The sequence below is a fragment of the Burkholderia sp. LAS2 genome, from assembly GCF_018417615.1.
Lineage (GTDB): Bacteria > Pseudomonadota > Gammaproteobacteria > Burkholderiales > Burkholderiaceae > Burkholderia > Burkholderia sola.
On sequence record NZ_CP071052.1, the window covers coordinates 3,739,344 to 3,763,589 of the forward strand.

General features: G+C 67.7%; 15 protein-coding genes. 9 read left to right on the plus strand and 6 right to left on the minus strand.

Annotated elements, in window-relative coordinates:
• Nucleotides 1-179: 179 nt before the first annotated feature.
• From JYG37_RS17245 to JYG37_RS17270, 6 genes are all read right to left on the minus strand, one after another.
• A complete protein-coding gene (locus tag JYG37_RS17245; RefSeq protein WP_124554111.1) occupies nucleotides 180-1,229 on the minus strand; it encodes a transglutaminase family protein in 1,050 nt (349 codons plus the stop codon).
• Nucleotides 1,223-3,829, minus strand: a complete 2,607-nt coding sequence (locus tag JYG37_RS17250; RefSeq protein WP_213346107.1) for a circularly permuted type 2 ATP-grasp protein — start codon at nucleotides 3,827-3,829, stop codon at nucleotides 1,223-1,225. The genes JYG37_RS17245 and JYG37_RS17250 overlap by 7 nt, the downstream gene beginning before the upstream one ends.
• 214 nt (nucleotides 3,830-4,043) lie before the next feature.
• A complete protein-coding gene (locus JYG37_RS17255) occupies nucleotides 4,044-7,457 on the minus strand; it encodes a transglutaminase family protein (protein ID WP_124638545.1) in 3,414 nt (1,137 codons plus the stop codon).
• A gap of 93 nt (nucleotides 7,458-7,550) precedes the next feature.
• Nucleotides 7,551-8,534, minus strand: coding sequence for a transglutaminase family protein (locus JYG37_RS17260; protein ID WP_213345646.1), 984 nt, complete (start codon nucleotides 8,532-8,534; stop codon nucleotides 7,551-7,553).
• 8 nt (nucleotides 8,535-8,542) lie between these two features.
• Nucleotides 8,543-9,484 (minus strand): alpha-E domain-containing protein, encoded by a 942-nt coding sequence (locus JYG37_RS17265; RefSeq protein WP_213345647.1) that lies wholly within the window; start codon nucleotides 9,482-9,484, stop codon nucleotides 8,543-8,545.
• A 64-nt stretch (nucleotides 9,485-9,548) separates the two neighbouring features.
• Nucleotides 9,549-10,964, minus strand: a complete 1,416-nt coding sequence (locus JYG37_RS17270; RefSeq protein ID WP_050018027.1) for a circularly permuted type 2 ATP-grasp protein — start codon at nucleotides 10,962-10,964, stop codon at nucleotides 9,549-9,551.
• A gap of 583 nt (nucleotides 10,965-11,547) precedes the next feature.
• On the opposite strand from JYG37_RS17270, the gene JYG37_RS17275 reads away from it, so the two are divergent.
• The 9 genes from JYG37_RS17275 (at nucleotide 11,548) to JYG37_RS17315 (ending at nucleotide 24,113) form a co-directional block, all read left to right on the plus strand.
• Entirely contained in the window at nucleotides 11,548-12,543 is a 996-nt protein-coding gene (locus JYG37_RS17275) for a LysR substrate-binding domain-containing protein (protein WP_050018026.1), read from the plus strand.
• A gap of 634 nt (nucleotides 12,544-13,177) precedes the next feature.
• Nucleotides 13,178-13,603, plus strand: coding sequence for a hypothetical protein (locus tag JYG37_RS17280; protein ID WP_050018025.1), 426 nt, complete (start codon nucleotides 13,178-13,180; stop codon nucleotides 13,601-13,603).
• 52 nt (nucleotides 13,604-13,655) lie between these two features.
• Nucleotides 13,656-14,414, plus strand: a complete 759-nt coding sequence (locus JYG37_RS17285) for a hypothetical protein (protein ID WP_213345648.1) — start codon at nucleotides 13,656-13,658, stop codon at nucleotides 14,412-14,414.
• Between the two features lie 119 nt (nucleotides 14,415-14,533).
• The gene (gene pgaA, locus JYG37_RS17290; protein ID WP_124630445.1) at nucleotides 14,534-17,062 is read left to right on the plus strand and encodes a poly-beta-1,6 N-acetyl-D-glucosamine export porin PgaA; all 2,529 of its coding nucleotides are present in this window, start codon (nucleotides 14,534-14,536) and stop codon (nucleotides 17,060-17,062) included.
• Nucleotides 17,063-17,080: 18 nt separating this feature from the next.
• Complete coding sequence (gene pgaB, locus JYG37_RS17295; protein WP_124593857.1) at nucleotides 17,081-19,174, plus strand: poly-beta-1,6-N-acetyl-D-glucosamine N-deacetylase PgaB; 2,094 nt, start codon at nucleotides 17,081-17,083, stop codon at nucleotides 19,172-19,174.
• Nucleotides 19,171-20,442 carry a poly-beta-1,6-N-acetyl-D-glucosamine synthase gene (gene pgaC, locus JYG37_RS17300; RefSeq protein ID WP_050018022.1) on the plus strand — a complete coding sequence of 424 codons (1,272 nt, stop codon included), beginning with the start codon at nucleotides 19,171-19,173 and terminating at the stop codon, nucleotides 20,440-20,442. Before pgaB ends, pgaC begins: the two co-directional genes overlap by 4 nt.
• Entirely contained in the window at nucleotides 20,420-20,908 is a 489-nt protein-coding gene (locus JYG37_RS17305) for a Biofilm PGA synthesis auxiliary protein PgaD (RefSeq protein ID WP_213345649.1), read from the plus strand. Before pgaC ends, JYG37_RS17305 begins: the two co-directional genes overlap by 23 nt.
• A 119-nt stretch (nucleotides 20,909-21,027) precedes the next feature.
• Complete coding sequence (gene glmS, locus JYG37_RS17310; RefSeq protein WP_176015360.1) at nucleotides 21,028-22,851, plus strand: glutamine--fructose-6-phosphate transaminase (isomerizing); 1,824 nt, start codon at nucleotides 21,028-21,030, stop codon at nucleotides 22,849-22,851.
• Entirely contained in the window at nucleotides 22,848-24,113 is a 1,266-nt protein-coding gene (locus JYG37_RS17315; RefSeq protein ID WP_213345650.1) for a hypothetical protein, read from the plus strand. The genes glmS and JYG37_RS17315 overlap by 4 nt, the downstream gene beginning before the upstream one ends.
• Nucleotides 24,114-24,246 lie beyond the last annotated feature (133 nt).

Here is a 24,246-nt window from a genome sequence, read left to right on the forward strand (position 1 = left end):
ATTGAACTCGTCCGACTCAATCGAACAGAATGACACGTGACTTTCCGGTCATGTCTCACGGTCGAGTACGAAGTGTCTTCCGAGCCGCGCGCATGGACCGTCCGGTTCGCAGCCGTCACGAACGTACGCGCCTGCAGACACGCGATCAACAAACGACCGCTCCGATCGGCGAACCCGCGTCAATCGGCATCGAGCGGCTCGACCGTCACGCCGACCTTCAGTTCCTGATCCGCGCCGCCGCCGCGGATCACGCCGCGCAGCGGCGTCACGTCGGCATAATCGCGGCCGACCGACAGCATCACGTAGTCGTCGCCCGGCGCTCGATCGTTGGTCGGATCGAGTTGCAGCCAACCGCCATCCTCGGGCCACGCCGGGTCATACACGTCGACCCACGCATGCGACGCGTCGGCGCCGATCAGCCGCGGCTGGCCCGGCGGCGGCTGCGTGAGCAGGTAGCCGCTGACGTAACGCGCGGCCAGCCCGAGCGAGCGCAGCGCGCCGATCATCACGTGCGCGAAATCCTGGCACACGCCCTTGCGCAACCGCAGCGCGTCGAGCGCCGACGTCGTGATGTCGGTGCTGTTCGGCGTGTACGCGAAATCGGCATGCACGCGCCGCATCAGGTCCCATGCCGCCTGCACGAGCGGCCGTTGCGGCGTGAAGCTCGCGGCCGCGTATGCGGCGAGTTCCGGGTCGCACGCCACGTGCGGCGACGCGAACACGAATTCGCTCGCGGGGTCGTAAGGCTGCCCCGCGCGGAACCGCAAGCGGTCGCGCACGGCCTCCCATGCGGTGGCATGCGCGGCGTCCGGGTTCGCGATCGCAGGCGGCGGCGCGCCGCGCGCGCCGAGCGACCACACGGGCGGCGTCACGCGCACGGTGCTGCGGCTGCGCACCAGCAACGTGTCGTGCGGCAGGTTCAGCGCGAACGACGCACGTGCATTGCCGAACGCGTCGACTTCGGTACAAACCGATTCCGGTGCGGGTTCGATGTCGAGCGAGAACGACAGCACCTGCTGGCGCGGCGTCGCGAGCGGTTGCAGGCGTGCCTGGTGCTGAGCGGATTCGACGCGCGCCGCGTAACGGTATTCGGTGTCGTGCGTGACACGCAGCAACCGGCCCGGTGCGACGGCGGCCGGCGCCCCCGTCGCGGCCGGAGCCGAGGGCGGCGCCTGCCGTGCGTTGCCGGAACCAGCCGGGGTTTTCGGTGCACCTTTCGTCGTCACCATAGCGTCCTGCCCGCCTCGCGCACGTGACTGAAATAGCGCTCGCCGATCCGGTTCGACAGCTCCCAGACGGCCTTTACCGTCGTGTCGAGCGCGGCGAGCAGCTTGTCGTGCCGGCCGTCTTCGGCGGTCTCGCACAGCTCGTGCAGCGACCACGCGGGGATGTCCGGAACCGTCTCGGCCAGTTCCGACAGCGCATAGCCTTCGCCGCGTTCGACCTTCGTCAGCCGGCCGCGCAGCGCCTGCACGACCCAGCCGAGCGAGCGCGGGTTGTCGGTATCGAGCACGACGAGCGACAGCAGCGGCGCGACGTCGAAGCCGCGCTGGAAGCGCGAGCGGAACGTGATCGTGCTGTCGAACAGTTCGAGCACGAGCTCGAAGCCGTCCTGCCGATGCACGGCGCCTTCGTCGAACGCGAACTTCAGTACGCTGCACAGGAAGTCGAGCCGGTCGATCTGCCGGCCGATCGACAGCAATCGCCAGCCGTCGTCGCGCGTCATGTTGTCGGTCTGCGCACCGGTGATCGCGCCGAGCAGCAGGCCGAGGCGCTCGAGCAACTGCAGCGCGTCGTTGCCGACCTGCTCCTCCGCTTCCTGCTGTCCTGCGCTGTCGGCGAACAGTTGGGTCGCGTCGTCGATCAGCCGCCACTGATCGCTCGACAGCCGTTCGCGGATCGCGGCAGCCGCGCCGCGCATGCCGAACAGGCACGACGCGATCCCCGACGTGCGGTCGGCGCCGCGCGTCAGCGACGTCGCCAGCTCATGCTGGAACGCGCGCGGCGCATCGACGGCGTGCGGCGCATCGGCCGCGATCAGCCCGGTGTCCCGGCACAACGTGTCGATCAGTTCCAGATGCGCGGGACTGTCGACGTCGTCTTCGCCGCGCAGCCGTTCGAGCGCGGCGCGCGCGAGGCGCATCAGGTTGGTCGCGCGCTCGGTGTAGCGGCCGAGCCAGAACAGGTTCTCGGCCGCGCGGCTCGCGATCGCGCGCGGCCGCTCGACGAGGTCGTCGGGGCCGAGATGCGTCTGCAGCAGCGTCGTCGAATCGACGATGCCCTCGGTCATCACCCACGTGTCGACGGTGCTGCCGCCGCGCGGCATCGGCGCGTTGAACAGCGCGTCGCGCGTGCCGACCCGCGACAGCCCGCCCGGCAGAAGCCGCCAGCGCTGCGCGCCGTCGGCGAGCGCGAACACGCGCAGCAGCAGCGGCTTCGGCACGATGCGCGCGCTGTCGTTGCCGTCGGGCGCGTCGGGCCGCGGCCAGGTCGGCGCCTGCGACAGCGGCAGGTCGGCCTGCACCGTGTAGTGTTCGGGCTGCGCGAGAATCCGCGCGCGCCATTCCGCCAGTTGCGCCTGCGTGAGCCGCGCGCCGATCACCGGTTCGAATGCACCGCCTTCCTGCACGTCGGGTGGATAGGATGCCTTCACGATGCCGCGCGCGAGCTGCGGCAGCGCGTCGTCGCACGCGGCCGCCTCGCCGCACCACCACGAATGCACGGCCGGCAGCGTCAGCGTTTCGCCGAGCAGCGCTTCCGCGAGACGCGGCATGAAGCCGAGCATCGCCGGCGACTCGAGGAAGCCCGAGCCCGGCGCGTTCGCGAGCAGCACGTTGCCCGCGCGCACGGCCTGCAACAGCCCCGGCACGCCGAGCATCGAATCGGGCCGCAGTTCGAGCGGATCGAGCCACGCATCGTCGACGCGCCGCAGGATGCCGTGCACCGGTTCGAGCCCGCTCAGCGTCTTCAGGAACACGCGGTTGTCGCGCGCGGTCAGGTCGCCGCCTTCGACGAGCGTGAGGCCGAGATAGCGCGCGAGATACGCATGCTCGAAATAGGTCGCGCTGTGCGGCCCCGGCGTCAGCAGCACGATCCGCGAACTCTTCGCGGCAGGGCTGAGCGACTGCATGCTCTGCAGCAGCGCGCGGTACGCGGACGCAAGCCGCTGCACGCGCAGCCCGCGAAACCCGCGCGGAAAGAGCCGCGACACGATCAGCCGGTTCTCGAGCAGGTAGCCGAGCCCCGCCGGGCCCTGCGTGTGCTGCGCGACGATCCGCCATTGGCCGTCCGGGCCGCGCGCGAGATCGAACGCGACGACGTGCAGCCACGTATCGCCCGGCACGCGCGCGCCGCGCATCGCACGCAGATACCCGGGGTGGCCGGTCACGAGCGCGGGCGGCAGCAGCCCGCGCTGCAGGATCGTCTGCGGCCCGTACAGGTCGGCCAGCGTCGCATTGAGCAGCCGCACGCGCTGCAGCACGCCACGCTCGATCCCGACCCAGTCCTCGGGCGTGACGATCAGCGGCAGCAGGTCGAGCGACCACGGGCCGACCGCGCCGTCGCCGGCGCGCTGCTCGTGCAACTGATAGAACAGGCCGTTCTCGCGCATGCGCCGGTGCAGCGCGTCGGCGCGGCGGTCGAGGCCGGCCACGCCGTCGCTGCCGATCGACGTGAAGAAGCTGCGCCACGCGGGCGCCAGCGCAGGCGCGTGCAGGCCGGCCGCGCTGCCGCGCAGTTCGTCGTAGCGGCCGGCGGCGGCCGGCGCCGCGAGCGCGGCGGCCAGTTCGGCGGCGTCCGGCTGCGCGCCGGTATCGAAAAGCGTGGGCATCGCGTCGAGGGCGGCGAGATGATCGAGGTCAATGGGCGGCACGATGTCGTTCCGTCGTCAGGGTGCGGCCGCGCATGCGCGCCGCCATTCAGGCGGCAAGCCGCAGTGCGGAACCGCATTCTGCCCGCATCCTAGCATTCCGGCGGGGCCGCGACCGGCCGGTGCGCCGGGCGGTCGCGAACCGCGCATCGTCGTCCGCCCTGTCATCGATCGATCACGGCCGCCGCAAGTCGAGCGTGAACGGGAATTCGCGGCTCGGCGCGGCGGCCGCGACCTCCATCCGGCCCGGCGTGTGCCCGATCTCGACGAAGCGTGCGAGCCGGCGGCTCTCCGCTTCGTACGCATTGACCGGGAACGTCGCGTAGTTGCGCCCGCCCGGATGCGCGACGTGATACCGGCAGCCGCCGAGCGAGCGTTGCAGCCACGTATCGACGATGTCGAACGTGAGCGGCGCGTGCACGCCGATGGTCGGATGCAGCGCCGACGGCGGCGACCACGCCTTGTAGCGCACGCCCGCGACGTATTCGCCGACGGTGCCGGTCGGCTGCAGCGGCAGCGCGCGGCCGTTGACGGTCACGACGTGCCGGTTGTCGTTCAGCCCCGTCACGCGCACTTCGAGCCGTTCGACCGACGAATCGACGTAGCGCACCGTGCCGCCGGGCGCGCCTTCCTCGCCCATCACGTGCCACGGTTCCAGCGCGCCGCGCAGCGACAGTTCCATCCCGTTCACCGCGATCTGCCCGAACAGCGGGAAGCGGAATTCGAAGTGCGGGGCGAACCACGCCGGATCGAACGCGAAACCGGCGTCGCGCAGCTCGGCCAGCACGTCGTCGAAATCCATCTGAAGAAATTCCGGCAGCATGAACCGGTCGTGCAGCGCGGTGCCCCAGCGCGTGAGCGGCGTCGTGTACGGCGCGGCCCAGAAGCGCGCGACCAGCGCGCGCAGCAACAGTTGCTGCACGATGCTCATCCGCGCATGCGGCGGCATCTCGAACGCGCGCAGTTCGAGCAGGCCGAGCCGGCCGGTGGACGAATCGGGCGAATACAGCTTGTCGATGCAGAACTCGCTGCGGTGCGTGTTGCCCGTCACGTCGATCAGCAGGTTGCGCAGCACGCGGTCGACGAGCCACGGCGGCATGTCCTGCCCGAACAGCAGCTTGTTGCGCTGGATCTCCGCGAACGCGATGTCGAGCTCGTAAAGCTGGTCGTTGCGCGCCTCGTCGACACGCGGCGCCTGGCTCGTCGGCCCGATGAACAGCCCCGAGAACAGGTACGACAGCGACGGATGGTTGTGCCAGTACGCGATCAGGCTCGCGAGCAGATCGGGGCGGCGCAGGAACGGGCTGTCGGCCGGCGTCGCGCCGCCGAGCACGAAGTGGTTGCCGCCGCCCGTGCCGACGTGCCGCCCGTCGACCATGAACTTCTCGCTGCACAGCCGCGATTGCCACGCGGCGTCGTACAGGAATTCGGTGTGGTCGACGAGCTCGTCGAAGCTCGCGGCCGGATGGATGTTCACCTCGATCACGCCGGGATCCGGTGTCACCTGCAGCAGCTTCAGCCGTGCGTCGCGCGGCGGCGGATAGCCTTCGAGCACGAGCTTCACGCCGAGTGCGTGGGCGGTCAGCTCGATCGCGCCGAGCAGGTCGAGATAATCCTCGAGCGCGGCGAGCGGCGGCATGAACAGGTACAGGATGCCGTTGCGCACTTCGACGCACAGCGCGGTGCGCGTGATCCACGCGGCCGATTCGAAGCGCTCGGGCCGGCGATGCGGATCCGCGGCGTCCGGTCGGCCGCTCGCGGCCGTGCCGTCGTCGCGCCACTGCATCACGGTCTGCGCGGACGCTTCGCGATGCACGCCGGCCAGATAGCGCGGCGCGTCGGCCGGGCCCGCGTAACGGGCGCGAATGGCGGCGGCGTCCGGCAGCACGTCGCGCGGCGCGAACGGATCGCGCTCGACAAGGTACGGATAGTCGGCGCGCGCCGCCCACGGCAGCGAATCGAGCGGCAGCCGATAGCCCATCGGCGAATCGCCCGGCACGAGATACATCCGCTCGTCGCGGAAGAACCACGGGCCCGTCTGCCAGCGCGGCCCGTCGAGGCCCGGCGCGTCGTCCGTGCGCTTGACCGGCAGCACGTAGCCGACCACGCTGTCGAGCTGCTGCTCGAAAACCTTGCGCAGCCGCGCGCGTTCGAGCTCGTCGTCGAGGCGCGCATCGAACGGATCGACGTTGACGGGCAGCCGGCGCTCGCGCCACAAGTAATACCAGACGTCCTCGTAGCCAGGCTGGATGAATTCGCCGCTCAGGCTCAGCCGCGCGGCGAGTGCATCGATGAAGCGCTTCGCGTCGTCGGTGGTGTACGACGACGGTTCGCGCTCGTCGGCGAACAGCGACGGATCGTGCCACACGGGCTGACCGTCTGCGCGCCAGAAGATCGACAGCGCCCAGCGCGGCAGTTGCTCGCCCGGGTACCACTTGCCCTGCCCGAAATGCAGGAAGCCGCCGTCGCCATATTCGGCGCGCAGCCGCTGCACGAGTTCGGTCGCGTAGCCGCGCTTGGTCGGGCCGAGCGCGTCGGTGTTCCACTCGGCGCCGTCGCGATCGTCGATCGACACGAAGGTCGGCTCGCCGCCCTGCGTGAGCCGCACGTCGCCGGCGGCCAGCGCGCCGTCGACCTGCGTGCCGAGCGCGAGCACGGCCTCCCACTGCGATTCGGTGTACGGCTTCGTCACGCGCGGCGATTCGTACACGCGCGTCACGCTCATCTCGTGCTCGAACGACACCTCGCACTCGTCGATCAGCCCTTCGACCGGCGCGGCGCTCGTCGGCTGCGGCGTGCACGCAAGCGGAATATGCCCTTCCCCGGCGAGCAGGCCCGACGTCGGATCGAAGCCGATCCAGCCGGCGCCCGGCAGATAGACCTCGCACCATGCATGCAGGTCGGTGAAATCGACCGACGTGCCGCTCGGGCCGTCGAGCGATTTCACGTCGGGGGTCAGCTGGATCAGGTAGCCGGACACGAAGCGCGCGGCGATGCCGAGATGGCGGCACAGCTGCACGAGCAGCCACGCGCTGTCGCGGCACGAGCCCGACGCGAGTTCGAGCGTCTGCACGGGCGTCTGCACGCCCGGCTCCATCCGCACCAGATAACCGATGTCGCGCTGAAGCTGCTGGTTCAGCGCGACGAGGAAGTTCACGGTGCCGGCCGGCGTGCGGTCGACGCCGTCGAGATACGCGCGAAACAGCGGCGCGGCGCTCGTCTGCGGGTCGCACGCGAGATACGGCGCGAGTTCGGTCTTCAGCGCGTCGTCATAGCTGAACGGGTATTGCTCCGCGCTCGCTTCGAGAAAGAAGTCGAACGGGTTGTACACCGACATCTCGGCGACGAGATCGATCGTGATCTCGAAGTGCTCGGTGCGCTCCGGAAACACGAGCCGCGCGAGATAGTTCGAGAACGGATCCTGCTGCCAATTGATGAAGTGCTGCGCGGGCTCGACCGTCATCGAATACGCGAGGATCGGGGTCCGGCAATGCGGCGCGGGCCGCAGTCGCACGACCTGCGGGCCGAGGTTGACGAGCCGGTCGTAGCGATAGCGGGTGGTGTGATGCAGCGCGACGTGGATGGACATGGGAGCTCGAGTCGGGTTGGGCCGGCCGCGCACGCCGCGTCGTTTGCGACGCGGCGGCCCGGCATGGCGGATGCGGCGAAGGCGCGCCGCGGGTCAGACGAGTTCCGGCGTCTGCACGACGCTGATCTCGACGCCGACGGCCGTCGCGCCGAGCCCCGTCACCGGCTGCGCGTCGCGATGGTCGAGGCCGACCGCGATGCGCACGTAGCGTTCGTCCGGGCAACGGTTCATGAACGGGTCGAAACCGACCCAGCCGAGCCCTTCGACATAGGCCTCCGCCCACGCATGGCCGGCCGGCTGCTGCATCAGCGCCGTGGCTTGCGGCTGCGCGCCGAGCGCCGCGTGCGGCTGCCCCTGGGATTGCGATTGCGCGGCATGCGATGCGCCGAGCACCTGCTGCATCCCGTCGCCGCTCTGCAGCGCGAGCGCTTCCTCGTCCTCGACGTCGGTCCCATTCTGCTTCGCATCGGCGATGCGCTGCATCGCGCTGTCGGCCAGCACGTAGCCCGAGATGTAGCGCGCAGGGATCTTCAGCACGCGGGCGGCCGCGATGAACGCGTGCGCATGGTCGCGGCTCGTGCCCTCGCCGCTTTGCAGCGCGGTTTCCGCATCGACGGGCGCGTCGGCGGCCAGGTTCGGCGCGTACGCGATGCGGCCGTGCACTTCCGTCATCAGCCAGTGCAAAGCGTCGAGGCCGTGCGGCTCGATCGGCAGCGCGTCGGTCAGCGCGCGCACGGTGTCGCCGGCCTTCGTGAGCACTGTTTCGCGCTCGAAGATCCACGGCGGCGCATAGCCTTCAGGATTCCCGATAATGCCCGAGCGGTCCTGCGTCTCGACGACGCCGGCCGCCACGACGACGATCTCGGCCTTCGCGCCGCGATCGTGGCGCACGAGGTCGATCCGGTTGCCGAGCCCGTCGGCGTAAGACAGCGTCGGCTCGACGCCGTCGATCGTGACCTGCCACGCGCGCACCGTCTGCCCGGGGCCCGACTGCGGGCGCAGCCGCAACCGTTGCAGCGCGTGGGTGGCCTGATCGTCGAACTGATAACGCGAAATGTGTCGGATGGCGAGTCGCATGGCAAGTCTCAGTCGAAGTTGTAAGCCTGGGCGATTTCGAGCCCGAGGCTGTTGTTACGGCCGATGAAGTCGGTCAGGAACTCGTGCAGGCCGCTCTTGAAGATTCGCTCGACCGACGTATCGGACAGCATTTGCAGGATCTTCGTGGCCGTGTTGTGACATGGGTGTGTCACGCCGTAATCCTTCGCGAGCAGGTTCAGGCTCGATACGACGCGCCCGTAGCAATAGCGCAGCGAACGCGGCATGCGGCCGTTCAGGATCAGGTAGTCGGCAATGTTCAGCGGCTTGTACTGCACGTCGTACACCCAGCGGTACGAGCGATGCGCGGCCACGCAGCGCAGGATCGTCTCCCATTGGTAGTTGTCGAGGATCGTGCCGACGTGCGATACCGACGGCAGCAGCAGGTGGTATTTCACGTCGATGATCCGCGCGGTGTTGTCCGCGCGTTCGATGAATGCGCCGATCTGCGCGAAATCGAAGATCTCGTTGCGCAGCATCGTGCTGTAGAAGCTGCCGAGAATCAGTGCGGTTTCGCGTTTCACCTGGTCGAGCACGGCCGGCAGCTCGCTTTCCGGCACCGGCTGCGCGAACGCGCGGCGCAGCGCGAGCCACGCGCCGTTCACGCTTTCCCACGCCTCGCGCGTGAGCGCCGTGCGTACCATCCGCGCATTCGAGCGCGCGGCCTCGATGCACGACAGCACGCTCGACGGGTTGTCGCGGTCGCGCAGCAGGTAGTCGGTCACGGTATCGGCCGCATACGCGTCGTATTTCTCCCGATAGCCGTCGTCCGCGCCCGAGCTGACGAGCACCGACGACCATTCGGCCGGCGCGTCGGCCGTGCGCGTGAGCGCCATCCGCAGCCCGGCATCGACGATGCGCGCAATATTCTCCGCGCGCTCGATATAGCGGTACATCCAGTAGAGACCGCTTGCAGTACGTCCCAGAAGCATCTCGTGTCCACTCCGTCTTCGTTCGGTTCGCGCGCCGACTCCGGCGCGCGCGGTCGTGCCCGGCTCAGTCGGCCAGCACCCAGGTGTCCTTGGTGCCGCCGCCCTGGCTCGAGTTGACGACCAGCGATCCTTCCTGCAGCGCGACGCGCGTGAGCCCGCCGGGCGTGATGCGGATCCGGTCCGACACCAGCACGAACGGTCGCAGGTCGACGTGGCGCGGCGCGAGGCCGGCGTCGGTCAGGATCGGCGTCGTGGACAGCGCGAGCGTCGGTTGCGCGATGTAGTTCGCGGGACGCGCGCGCAGCTTCGCGGAAAATGCCTCGAGTTCGGCCTTCGACGCGCACGGCCCGACCAGCATCCCGTAGCCGCCCGAGCCGTGCACCTCCTTCACGACCAGTTCGTCGAGATGCGCGAGCACGTACTTCAGGCTGTCGGCCTCGCCGCAGCGCCAGGTCGGCACGTTCTCCAGCAGCGCCTTGCGGCCCGTGTAGAACTCGACGATTTCCGGCATGTACGAGTAGATCGCCTTGTCGTCGGCGATGCCGGTGCCGGGCGCATTCGCGATCGTGATGTTGCCCGCGCGGTACACGTCCATGATGCCGGCCACGCCGAGCACCGAGTCGGGGCGGAACGTGAGCGGATCGAGGAACGCGTCGTCGACGCGGCGGTACAGCACGTCGATCGGCTGGAAGCCTTCGGTCGTGCGCATCGCGACGCGGCCGTCGATCACCTGCAGGTCGCTGCCCTCGACGAGGTGCACGCCCATCTGGTCGGCGAGGAACGAATGCTCGTAGTACGCGGAATTGTGGATGCCGGGCGTGAGCACCGCGATGGTCGGGTTGTCGGCGTTGCCGCCCGGCGGGCACACGGCCGCGAGCGACTGGCGCAGCATCTGCGGATAGGTTTCGACCGGGCGCACCTTCACCTGCTGGAACAGCTCGGGGAAAAGCTGCATCATCGTTTCGCGATTTTCCAGCATGTACGACACGCCGGACGGCGTGCGCGCGTTGTCTTCCAGCACGTAGAACGCGTTCTCGCCGGTGCGCACGATGTCGACGCCGATGATGTGCGTGTAAACGTTGCCGGGCGGCCGGAAGTCGATCATCTCCGGGATGAACGCCTCGTTGTGCGCGATCAGGTGCTTCGGCACGATGCCCGCGCGCACGATTTCCTGGCGGTGGTAGATGTCGTCGAGGAACGCGTTCAGCGCCATCACGCGCTGCTCGATGCCGAGCGACAGCCGGCTCCATTCCGAACCCGAGATGATGCGCGGGACGATATCGAACGGAATCAGCCGCTCGGCGGCTTCCGCGTCGCCGTAGACGGCGAACGTGATGCCTGTCTTGCGGAACACGCCTTCCGCGTCGTGGGCCTTCTGGGCGAGGCTCGCAGGATCCTGCGTGTCGAGCCATTGTTTCAGGCGCGCGTAAGGCGCCCTCACCATGTCGCCGGATTGCAGCATTTCATCGAATGGCTTCATCGATCTTCTCTCCATCGATCGTTTTCCCCGGCATTGCGCATGCCGGACCGGCGTACTGATTGCTTTGCAAGGAACGTGCCTTGCTCGATCCCTTCGATATCCCCCTGTTTTGCGCCGTGCAGGCACGCCTGCGCGGCATTGCGCACCATAACGGTGCAACGTCGGGCGCGACGGGCGCTGGCGGTGCGCCGCGAGCGCACACGGCCGATGCTGCGCCGCGTCCGACGAACATAGTTCCCCCGCGTGTCACGAATGTGCAATCTGCACTGCACCAAAAACGGCGAGCCGGGCCCCCGGAACGACCGTGAACGGGGCGGGCCGGCACGCACACGGCGCAGCCGGCCCTGGGGAAGTGCCGTCCGGGCGGCCGGGACAGTCCAACGCGGTGAACTGTCCGGTTAACCGGTCCGGCCCCTCAACGCTATGCAGCCGTAATCCCGCCGACAACGCCCATGCATATTTCGACTGACACCGATCGAAAAAAAACATCGGCCCGACCGGCGCGATGCGCGGTACGCTAGAACGTTGGTGCAGCAGACGGCGCCGCCTTTCAGGCGCCCGACTATAAAAAGCGAAGATCGAAATGGAAGCAAAGTGGCTGGAAGATTTCCTGAGCCTGGCGGATACCAAGAGCTTTTCCCGGGCCGCGCGTCACCGGCACCTGACGCAGTCGGCATTCAGCAGACGAATCGCCGCGCTTGAAACCTGGATGGACGCGAAGCTGGTCGACCGGAGCATCAACCCGGTCGCGCTGACGCCGGCCGGCCAGATGTTCCGTGGGCTCGCCGCGGACATCCTGCGCAGCATGTATGCGGCGCGCAATCTCGTGAACGGCTACGACCAGTTCGCGGCGAGCGACCAGGTCGTGCGCTTCGCCGTCGCGCACACGCTCGTGTTCACGCTGTTTCCCGAATGGCTCAAGCAGCTCAATAGCGAGGTCGGCCACGTCACGGCCCGCGTCAATGCGGTGAACGTGCCGGAGGGCGTGCAGCAACTGGTCGAAGGCGAATGCGACCTGCTGCTCGGCTATCACCACCCGCAGTTGCCGATCGTGCTCGATCCGAACCACTTCCCGTTCGTCAGCCTCGGCGTCGAGCGGATCCTGCCGGTGTCGTCGCCCGATGCGCGCGGCAAGCCGGTGTTCCAGCTGCCCGGCACGCCCGACGCGCCGCTGCCGCTGCTCGCGTATTCGTCGGGCGCGTTTCTCGGCAACATCGTCGAGATGCTGCTGCTGAACGCGACCGAGCCGTACGTGCTGCACCGGTGTTTCGAGACGCACATGTCCGAGGCGCTGAAAGGCATGGTCGTGGCCGGGCACGGCATCGGCTGGCTCCCGGAAAGCTGTGTCGCGAAGGAGCTCGTGGACGGCACGCTCGTGTGCGCGGGCGCCGGCGACTGGATCACCGAACTCGAAATCCGCCTGTATCGATCGGCGCGCAAGCGCGGGCTCGCGGCCGAACAGCTGTGGGCCTACATCATGAACCGGCCGCGCACGGCGCTCGACGGCGCGATCGGCACCGAAGAGGCGGCCGCGCCGGCGATGCGCAGCGCGCGGCGAAGCGCGGGCGGCAGCCGCTGATCGCGCATTCGCGCCGTGAGCATCCACGGCGCGAATGCGCGTGGTTTCAATAGCAATCGATAATCCCGTCCGACGCCATAAAATCCCTTGCAGACCTGTAATCGATCTGCGGAAAAGCGCAAACGTTTGCGAATTCACATCGTATTTTTTACTGTTTTCGGTATTAAGTAAGAATATTCAGCGAGATTTTCCAGACAGAAATACCTTGTTACACAAGTTTCCATTTACCTGTAACTGCCGGGATGATCAAAAACGTCGCACCCTCATTTCACAATCCGCGACCTGTACTCGGACCTTCATCGATTCGCCTTGAATACAGGTGCAATAGTTTCTTTTATCAGTCGTTATTTTTCGGCACGAAAGTCGATACCTCCGACGTGATTCAAAGCGTGCTCGATCATCGCTACCGACGAGCAATTTCCATGTTCGGAATTCTCGACTTTATTCAGAATTAAGAAATCCTCACCAATCCGTCCTTATCCTGTTTAGATAGGATCTTTCCCTTCGTCCCATTCGGGCCACACGCAGTTGTTGGTTCAAAAACCATCGTGTATCAATAGCGTGTCGCAAAAAGAACGTTGGCAAATTCGACTCGGCGTCGATGCGCGTCATCGCGTCTGGACGGGAGATTGCAATGTCACCCTCGCTTCGACAACATGCTCGCCCTTTCCTGAGCGCCGTGCTTTCCACGCTCTGCATGAACGTCATGGCCCAAACACCGGCGGCTTCGTCGCCGGCGTCCGGGCCGGGGGCGAACCGGTACGTGATTTCGTATATCTGCGGTGACGCGCGGATCGACGGTACCGCGCCGCTTCCGCCTGACGGACGCCCGTACAACCTGGGCGTGTCTTTCCTGTCGGAGAGCACCGGACAGCCGCTCTCCAACGTGCAAGTGCGCCTGCGCCGGCATGGGCGCGTGCTCGTCGAATTCAATGCATCGGGATCGCGCTGCCTGTTCAGCGTGCCGGATGCGAGCTACCGGGTCGAAGGAACCTATCAGGGAGCAACCCAGTTCGCGATCGTCGAGACGGGCACGCTCACGACGCAGTTGCGATGGTGAGCGTCGCGCCGATCGCGTCATTCGTCGAACGTATCGAATCAAGGAGCCTTGAATGCCTCGTGCAGAACGACCGGACGACTCGCCCGCCCGTGAGCCGAAACCCTCGTGGGGTCCGGGAAAGAATGCGGCGCTCAGCGTCGCCGCATTTGCCGCGATCTTCGGTGCCTTCGCGTATGTCGAGCGAGACGCAAGGATCGGCCATGCGAGCGTGACGCACGATATCGCCGGCGTGATCGAAAACGCCGCCGGCAAGTACCGCGAGTTCATCGTGGCGGCAACGGGCGGCGCGTCCGGCACCGCGGCGCCCGCGGGCTCGACGGCGACGGTCGCGCAGGCCGGGCCGATTCCGCCGTCTGCCTCGGCGACGCCGGCCATGTCGGCCGCAGCCGAGCCGCCCGTACCGCCGCAAACGACGGCCCGTTCCGACGTGAAACCCATGCGCCCCGCGCATGTGCCGGCGACGAAGCTCGCGGCCGAGCCGCACGCCGCGTCGGCCGCCAGGCGCACGGCGCGCGCCGGCGACGCGCACCGGACATCCCGTTCACAGGCGCTGGCGCGCACGAGAAAACACCCCGACCCCGTGCCGAAACGGCAACCGCAATCGTATCTCGCCGGCACGTCGCACATGGAAGCGACCAGCGTCACACACGATGAGCTGGAAGGCGCCCGCGCGCTGGCCAAGGCGCGCTGGTGCGCACAGATCGACGAATGGAGCTGTGTGGAGCAAAACGCGAGCCGTGCACTCGCCATCGATCCGAAGAACAGCGAATCGCGCGCGCTGCTTGGACAAGCGATCCGCAACCGCTTGTGAGCGGGCCGGATGTCGCCGGGCCTTGCCGCCCGGCGGCATGACGGCCGGCGGCATGACGGCCGGCGACGCGCGCCGTCGGGCGTGCAACCGATGTGATCGTTTCAAAGTGAGGAGACACCGTGGCTAACAATCGTCAACAACAATGCACCACCGTCGTTCCGCCGACCCGGCGGATCCTCCTGCATGCGCCGCTGCTGTGCCTGCTCGTCGCGTCCGGCCCATGCCTTGCCGGCGAAGGCGACGCGCAGCCGCAGGTCGCCCAGGGTTCCGGTACGCAGCCCCCTCAAGCGCCGACGCCGATCGCGCAGGCGTCGGATACGTCGATGCAGATCGCGCAGGGATCGAACCCGGCGATGCCGACCACGGTCGTGGTGGACCCCGACGCGCCGCAGCCGAGCGGGCCATCGTCGAATGCGCCGATGCTGCTTGCGCAGGCATTCGTCGACACCGCGCCGCCGGATACGTCGGCGCCACGCGCGCAGACGTCGGATGCACCGCAGCCGCCCGCCCAAACCGCGACCGCCGCACCGCCCACACCGCCCACGCCACCGACTACGCCGACGCTCACCGCGCAGGCGTCCGGCACGCCGATGCCGAATTCGCCCACGCCCATGACCCAGCCATCCGGCGCCGAACCGCCGTCGTCCCGGCAACCGACTTCACAGTCACCCGGCGCGCAGCTCCCCGGCGAGCCGATCCAGCGATCGCAAGGACCCGACGTAGAGGCGCCGAATGCGCAAGCGCCGAATCTGCGCACCGCCGACGTCGCGACGGTCCGCAACGACGTGTTCGGCCTCGCGGCGAGCGGCGGCGCGGTCAAGGCGCTCGACGAAGCGAAGGCCCGCCCCGATGCGTTCTCCGCCGTCGACATCGCGCAACTCGAAGAACTGTCGATTCGCCAGCAGGTGCGCGGCGGACGCGACAAGTCACGTTCGATGACGAGTTCGGACCGCTTCGACGGGCTCGACAACGCGCTGCGCGCGGCCGACGACCTCGACAAGCGGATGCCGGCCACACCCGAGTACACGCCGGTCCGCACGGCGCTCGCGGGCGACCGGGTCGTCGCCCTTGCGGCACGCGGCGACATGAAGCCGGCCGTCGCGACGTTCGAGACGATTCCGTCGAATGCGGAGATCTCGATCGACGCGCTGGCGGCCGTCGGCGACGCCTACCTGTACTTGAGCGAGCCGGCCAAGGCGAACGCCGTCTACGCGCGTGCGCTGCAGCAGGCGACCGCGTCGCCGACGGATCGCGCGACCCGCGGCTTCCAGTACGGCGCCCGCACGCAGCCGATCGAGCTGCGCGAAGGGCTGTTCTGGTCGTACGTCGACCAGGCGCGTGCGCCCGAAGCGAAGCAGGTGCTCGACGACATGGAGAAGTCGCTGCCGCCGGTCAAGCAGGTGACCAACGTCGGTCCCGGAGAAAGCGACTATCTGCGCTACTACCGGCTGCGCGCGCAGTACCTGATCTTCACCGGACACGTCGACCAGGGGATCGCCGCGCTCGAAGAACTCGAGAAGCAGGTGCCGTTCAACGCGGAGATCCGCGCCGCGCACGCCGACGCCGTATCGGGCCAGTCGCATCCGCGCCAGGCGATCTCGATGTATCGCGCGTCGCTGACCGATCACCCGGACAGCGTCGAGATGCTCGCGGGCCTCGGCCGCGCGTCGCTCGTGGCGGACGACTACGCGACCGCGAAGACCGTCGACCAGACGCTCGGCAACACGTTCCCGGACAGCGGCGCCGTGCGCGGCTTCAAGCGCGACTACAAAGCGTACCGCAGCCCGGTGTTCACGACCGACCTGAGCTTCGAGCACGGCAACAGCGCACTGGCCAACAACAGCTTCACGTCGGACAGCTATGTGTATTCGCAACCATTCGGCGACAACTGGCGCGTGTTTTCGCACACGTTCTACGGTTTCGCTCAGACCGACGACGGCAACCTCAGCCGCACGCGCACGGGCATCGGCGGCGACTACCGGCACGGGCCGCTCACGGTGCTGGGCGAAGTCACGCGCTCGATGGGCGGGGACGGTCGAACCGGCGGCCGCGGGACGATCGCGTACGCGCTGAACGACTACTGGACGGTCAGCGCCGGGCTCGACACCAACGACAACTCGCTGCCGTGGAAGGCGTATGCCGCGCACATCTGGGGCCGCTCCGCGAACGTCGAGGTCGTGTATCGCCAGAACGACCGACGCCAGGTCAGGCTGAGCTACGGCGTGAGCCGCTACAGCGATTCGAACTTCCACCAGGAGATCGCGGCGACCGCCACGCAGCGCGTGTACACGGCTGCGAACCAGCTCGTCAACGTCTCGCTGAACCTCGGTACCGACAGCAACACGCGCCGGGACGCGCCCTACTTCAGCCCCGGTCGCGACTACGCGGCCGCCGCGACCGTGATGCATCAGCTGACGCTGTTCAAGAAGGGGGACGTGGGGCTGCAACAGCGCGTGTCGGTGTCGGGCGGCGTGTACAACGAGCGCGGCTTCGGCACCAGCCCGCTGTGGAGCGCGCGCCTCGAGCACGCGTGGACGTTCAAGCACGACATCACGCTGAGCTACGGCGTCGAGGTCAGCAGTCACGCATACGACGGCCAGCGCGAGCGCTCCGAAACCGGCTTCCTGTCGCTCAACCTGCCGTTCTAGCAAGGAGATCGGGCAATGCTGCAATCCAGACGGACCTTCATGTGCGGATGCCTCGGCACGTTTGCCGCCTGTTCGCTGTTTCCGGGCGTGACCGGCGCCAAGATGATCGACCTGCTGCCGCCGTCCGATCCGGCCGACGGCAAGACGTTCCGCGTGATCTGCATGCACGACGTGCGCGACAACCTGATGGCGTCGTTTTCGTCGCAGACGGCCATCATCGATCCGTTCGCGGTCGACACCGGCACGCTGACCGCGATCTTCTCGTGGCTGCAGACCAACAACTACCACACGATCACGGTCAAGCAGATCGAGGCGTCGCGGCACGGCGGCAAGCCGCTGCCGCCGCGCTCGGTGCTGCTCACGTTCGACGACGGCTTCCGCAGCCACTATACGAAAGTGCTGCCGCTGCTCGAGCGCTTCAAGTATCCGGCCGTGATGGGCCTCGTCACCGCATGGATCGACACGCCGCCGGATACGCCGATCCGCATCAGCGACAAGGTTCAGGTGCCGCGCGACTACTTCCTGTCGTGGGACGAGGTAAAGAAGCTCGGGCAGTCGGAATTCGTCGAGCTCGGCTGCCACACGCACAATCTCCATCACGGCGCGATCGCCAATCCGCAAGGCAACGAGTTGCCGGCGACCACGTCGCACCTCTATCTGCAAGACCAGAAGCGCTATGAGACCGACGCCGAGTTCCACGCACGCGTGCACGACGACCTGCAGACGTGCGTGCGGCAGATCCGCGAACGCACCGGCATCGTCGCACGCTCGATGGTGTGGCCGTACGGCGCGGAAAACCAGCCCGTGCGCCAGATCTCGACGTCGCTCGGCATGGACATCCAGTTCAGCCTCGACGCCGGCCCGAATACGCCGGACGTGCCGCTCGATCGGCTGAGACGGATCCTGATGATGTACGACGTCGACATCGGCGGGTTCGAGCGCTCGATGCGCGAACCGGCGTCGAACCGCGGCGACGTCGACGTGCCCGAGCGCACCGTGCAGGTCGACCTCGACCAGGTCTACGATCCCGATCCCGCGCGACAGGAAGCGAATCTCGGCAAGCTGATCGAGCGCATCTACCGGATGCAGCCGAAATCGGTGTACCTGCAGGCGTATGCGGACCCGAAGGGCACCGGCGTGGCCGAAGCGGTGTATTTCCCGAACCGGCACCTGCCGATGCGTTCCGACCTGTTCTCGCGTGCCGCGTGGCAACTCAATACGCGCGCCAACGTGCAGGTGTATGCATGGATGCCGGTGCTCGCGTTCCGGCCGCCTGCCGACAAGCAGCGCAGCCTCGAGGCCGTCACGGCATTCGGCGGCGCGCCGGCCCGCGAGAACGGCACGCGCGTGTTCCGGCTGAGCCCGTTCGATCCCGATGCGCGACTGATGATCCAGCAGATCTACGAGGATCTCAGCAAGCATGCGTCGTTCAGCGGCATCCTGTTCGGCGACGACGCGGCGCTCGACGATTACGAGGACGCGGGCCGGCATGCGCTGCGCACCTATTCCCAATGGGGGCTGCCGGCCGACGTCGGCAAGATTCGCGAGAACCCCGACCTGATGAAGCGCTGGACGCGCCAGAAGACGCGCCACCTGATCGACATGACCCGGCAGCTCGAGCAGATCGTGCTGGCTCACCAGAACGTCGGCGACGTGCTGACCGCGCGCAACATCTTCGCGATGCCGGTGCTCAAGCCCGAATCGGAAGCATGGTATGCGCAGAACTACGACGATTTCCTCGCCGCCTACGACTACGTCGCGCTGATGGCGATGCCGTACATGGAGCAGGCGAAGGACCCGGAAGGCTGGCTGGACGAACTCGTGAAGGCGGTGCGCACGAAGCAGCGCGGGCTGCAGCGCACCGTGTTCGAACTGCAGTCGTACGACTGGCACGCGCAGAAGGCCGTGCCCGCCAGCACGCTGCTTGCTCAGATGCGGCGGCTGCGCAGCGAGGGCGCCGTGAATTTCGGCTACTACCCCGACAACTTCCTGAACGGCCAGCCGGAGCTCGACGCGATGCGCGACGTGATGTCGCTGAAGTCGCGCCTCGACCCGACCTCGATCAACGCGCTGATGCAGATGCAGCACGCGCAGGGAACCAAGACGCCATGACCTCCCATAGCCTCATCCAGCGCCTGCAGGATTTCGTCTTCTACTATCCGTTCTTCATGTCGTATCTGTGGATGATCGGCGGCGTCGTGCACTACTTCCTGCTCGAGGAGGGCCGCGAGCTGTCGACGCGCACGATCGCGTCGAGCGGCATCCCGAAGGTCTCGATCGTCGTGCCCTGCTTCAACGAAGCCGCGAACGCGCGCAGCGTGATCGCGCATCTGAACGGGATGCAGTATCCGAACTACGACATCATCGCGGTCAACGACGGCAGCAAGGATCGCACCGGCGAGATCCTCAACGAGCTGGCCGTCGAGATTCCGCGGCTGCTCGTGATCCATCACGCGCGCAACGAAGGCAAGGCGGTCGGGCTCACGACCGCGGCGGCCGTGTCGAACGCGGAGTACCTGCTGTGCATCGACGGCGACGCGCTGCTCGCGCACGACGCGATCGGCTGGATGCTCGAGCACTTCCTGACCGACCCGGGCGTCGGCGCGGTGACCGGCAACCCGCGCATCCGCACGCGCACGTCGCTGCTCGGCCGCATGCAGGTCGGCGAGTTCTCGTCGATCGTCGGGCTGATCAAGCGCACGCAGCAGGTGTACGGCCGCATCTTCACGGTGTCGGGCGTGATCACGATGTTCCGCAAGACCGCGCTCGCCGACGTCGGCTACTGGAGCTCGGACATGCTGACCGAGGACATCGACATCAGCTGGAAGCTGCAGTGCCGCGACTGGCGCGTCGTGTACGAGCCGCACGCGCTCAGCTGGATCCTGATGCCCGAGACGATCAAGGGGCTCTACCGGCAGCGGCTGCGCTGGTCGAAGGGCGGCATCCAGGTGCTGCTCAAGTACGCGGGCACGCTGATGCGGCCGACGCAAATGATGATGTGGCCGCTGTTCGTCGAGTACCTGATCGGCATCGCATGGGCGTACTCGATGTCGTTCATCCTGCTGCTCGCGCTGATCGACGTCGTCTACCCGCTTCCGCCGAACTGGCATGTGTCCGTGGTGCCGCACTGGCACGGGATGCTGCTGGTCGCGACCTGCATCCTGCAGCTGATCATCGGCAGCATGATCGATCGGCGTTACGACGAAAAACTCCTGATGTACTTCCTTGACACCATCTGGTACCCCGTCGCGTTCTGGCTGATCAGCATGATCACCACCGTCGTCGCCCTGCCCGCCGTCGTACTGCGGGGCCGCGGCAAGCGCGCCGTTTGGGTCAGTCCCGACCGAGGCATTCAACATGAAGAACGCGCCGATTATTGACCTTTCCCTGCGCGCACCGCGCGACATGATCGCCGAACGCGGCAGCATCGTCGGGCCCGTGCTCGTCGCGTGGTTCCGCCTCGTGCGGCCCGCGCTGGTCGGGGGCGTATGGGCATCGATCTGCATCTACACGTATCGCTACCTGTTGCCGTTCAACGAGGCCGAGATGCCGATCGAACAGATCGTGTTCTACGTGACGAGCATCGCGCTGATCGCCGGCACGATCGTCATGTGGCTGATCGCGGGACGCGTCGTGCATCCATTCGCCTATCGGTTACGCGTATCGAAGATGATGCGGCGCTCGGCCAGCGTGAAGGTGCGCTCCGTGCCGCCGACCGCGTTCGCGAGCGAGCGCCGGCGCGGCGCGCGGCGCACGACGCGCATTCTCGTCGCGTCGCACGATGCGAACGGGGCGATTTCGGGCATCGAATGGGTCGCCCATGCCGAGCCGCAGCCCCGCGAATAGCCCGCCGGAGACGTGCCGCGCCGGGCGCGACGCCTGCCGCGCGACGCGGCGCCGCTTCTGACATCGCGCCGGCGCGCGTCGCGCGCCAGCCGGAAAACTTCATGGAGACGAGGTGAATCATGTGCGGAATCGTCGGAGCAAGCGGCCTGAACAATCAGGTGCCGCAACTGGTCAATGCGCTGAGCCGGCTCGAATATCGCGGCTACGATTCGTGCGGCATCGCCGTGCAGGGCGACGGCCGCCTGCGCAGCGAACGCACGCTGCGACGCGTGACGGATCTGCAGGATCGCGTGCTGACGCTCGGTCTCGAAGCACAGACCTGCATCGCGCATACGCGCTGGGCGACGCACGGCGCGCCGTCTGAAATGAACGCACACCCGATCATGTCGGGCGACACGATCGCCGTCGTGCACAACGGAATCATCGAGAACCACGACACGCTACGCGCCGAACTGAAGCAACGCGGCTACACGTTTCGCGGACAGACCGACACCGAGGTCATCGCGCACCTGATCCACAGTTTCTATCGCGACGACCTGTTCGACGCGGTGGTGCGCGCCGTCAAACGGCTGCACGGCGCGTACGCGATCGCAGTGCTCGGCGCGCGCGAGCCGCAGCGCCTCGTCGCCGCGCGCGCCGGCTCGCCGCTCGTGATCGGCATCGGCGCCGAGCAGAACTACCTCGCGTCCGACTGCGCGGCGCTCGGCGACCTGACCGACCGCTTCGTGTACCTGGAGGACGGCGACGTCGCGCTGATCACGCCGGAGCGCATCGCCGTGGTCGACGCGGGCGGGCAGGACGCGCGGCGCCCGCTGTGCGAAGTGAAGGCGCGCGCGGACGACGCCGCGCTCGGCCCGTACCAGCATTTCATGCAGAAGGAAATCTTCGAGCAGCCGAAGGCGATCGACAGCACGCTCGACGGCATCGACACGATCTCGCCGGCGCTGTTCGACGCGACGGAAGGCACGCGCGCGCTGCTGTCGCGGGTCAGAAGCGTGCTGCTGCTCGGCTGCGGCACCAGCTACTACGCGGGCCTGACCGCGAAATACTGGCTGGAAAGCATCGCGGGCGTGCCCGCCCAGGTCGAGATCGCCAGCGAATTCCGCTACCGCGATACGGTGGCCGATCCGCGCACGCTCGTCGTCGGCATCTCGCAGTCGGGCGAAACGGCCGACACCATCGGCGCGATCGAACAGGCACGCGCGATGGGCCAGGCACTGTCGTTGGCGATCTGCAACGTCGCGACCAGCACGATCGCGCGCAACGCGCCGCTGCGGTTCCTGACGCGGGCCGGCGTCGAACTCGGCGTCGCGTCGACCAAGGCGTTCACCACGCAGCTCGTCGCGCTGTTCGTGCTGACGCTGACGCTCGCGCAACTGCGCGGCCGGCTCGATGCCGCGCAAGTCGCGGCGCATCTGAAGCAGTTGCGCGCGCTACCGGACCGCATCGGCCACGCGCTCGCGCTGGAAACGCAGATCATGGGCTGGGCCGCGAAATTCGCGCGCACCGAGAATGCGCTGTTCCTCGGCCGCGGCATCCATTTCCCGATCGCGCTGGAAGGCGCGCTGAAGCTCAAGGAAGTGTCGTACATCCACGCGGAAGGCTATGCGGCCGGCGAGCTGAAGCACGGGCCGCTTGCGCTCGTCACGAGCGCGATGCCGGTCGTCACGATCGCGCCGGACGACCGCCTGTTCCAGAAGCTGAAGTCCAACATGGCCGAGGTGCGCGCGCGCGGCGGCCGGCTCTACGTGCTGGCCGGCAATCAGCTCGAGATCGACGCCGACCGCGACACGCACCTGATCCGCGTGCGCGAATCGGGCGACCTGCTGTCGCCGATCGTCAACGTGATCCCGCTGCAACTGCTCGCGTATCACGTCGGCTGCGCGCGCGGCGCCGACGTCGACAAGCCGCGCAACCTCGCGAAATCGGTGACCGTCGAATGACGCGGCGAACGCGCGCGGGACAGGCGGTCATGCGGCTGGCCGCGACCGTGCTCTGCGGCGCGGGCGGCGTCGGCGCAGGCTCGCCGGCCCTCGCCGGCGCGCCGGCCGTGCATACGGTCACCGTGTCGAGCGCCCCGTCGCCGCAGGACACCGGCGACCCGCGGCGCTTCATGCACGGCATCGGCGTGGCGGATGCGGGCGACGGCAAACGCTGGGTATTCTTCAGCAGCTCGGGCATCGTGCCGCGCGGTGCGCTGCGCAGCGGCAACTGGCCGCATGACGTGTACGTCGGCGAATGGCTGCCCGACAAGCGGCGCGCGCTGCGCGTCCGCACGTTCATCAGCCGCCCCGAGGCGCAGGAACCCGTGTCGATCGCGCAGAACGCGCGCGGCGACATCTTCGTCACGTTCGAGGACGGCTGGAACACGTCGCAGGAAGTCAGCCAGCGCTACGGCGTCTACCGCCGCGACCTGAAGCCGATCAAGCCCTATCCGAACGACGTCGAATCGGGCGGCCATTCGGGGCACGTCGCGACGGTCGGCGACCGCTTCGTCGTGTTCTATTCGGCCGACTGGGTCAACGGCGGCGGGGTCGACAACCTCGGCAGCGGCAACGGCGTCTACCTGAAAACCTACGACGCGGCCGGGCGCGTGCTGAACCATGTCGCGGTCGCGCCGCACCGCCGCGAGTGGTGGCCCGTGATCGCGGGCTCGCCGCGCAACGCGCTGCTGGTGTGGCAGAAGTTCATCGAAGGCAGCACGGACGCGACGCTCGAATACGCGATGTTCGACCCGGTCGCCGCGAAGCTGGAAAAACTCGGCTCGCTGAACGGCGCGATCCAGTACTACGTGTATTCGGCCGCCTATGTGCCGGACATCGACCGTTTCATCGTCGTCACGACGACGGCGGACGATCGCGGCGTCGCGATGCTGATCGCCCCGGACGGCCGCCGCACGGCGACGCTCGATTGCCTGCCCGCGTCGGTGCGCGAATCGGACATCGGCGTTTCCGGCACGCACGCGTACGTGCCGACCCGCGACGGCCGGCTGCTGACGCTCGCGCTCGCGCCGGCGGACATCGCGATGAGCGGCGTGCAGCGCTCACCGATTCCGTGGGGCTCGACCGGCGTCGCCGGCTTCCCGGCGCGCGGCATGGTGATGCATTTCGTGTCGCTGACGCCGTCGGGAATGCGCGAAGCCGATTTCGAACCGAAGCAAGACACGCCGATGCCGAAAAACGAAGCGACGTGTTCGAATCATTGATGGCGGCCCGGTAACGCAATGTCGTCGTGAACGCGGGCAGGCCGCGTGTCGCCAGCGAGCCCTTCGTCTTCCCTCCGTCCGGACCGCGCTATGACACCACCCCGCCAACCCGGTAGTCGGGCGCGCTGTCGCG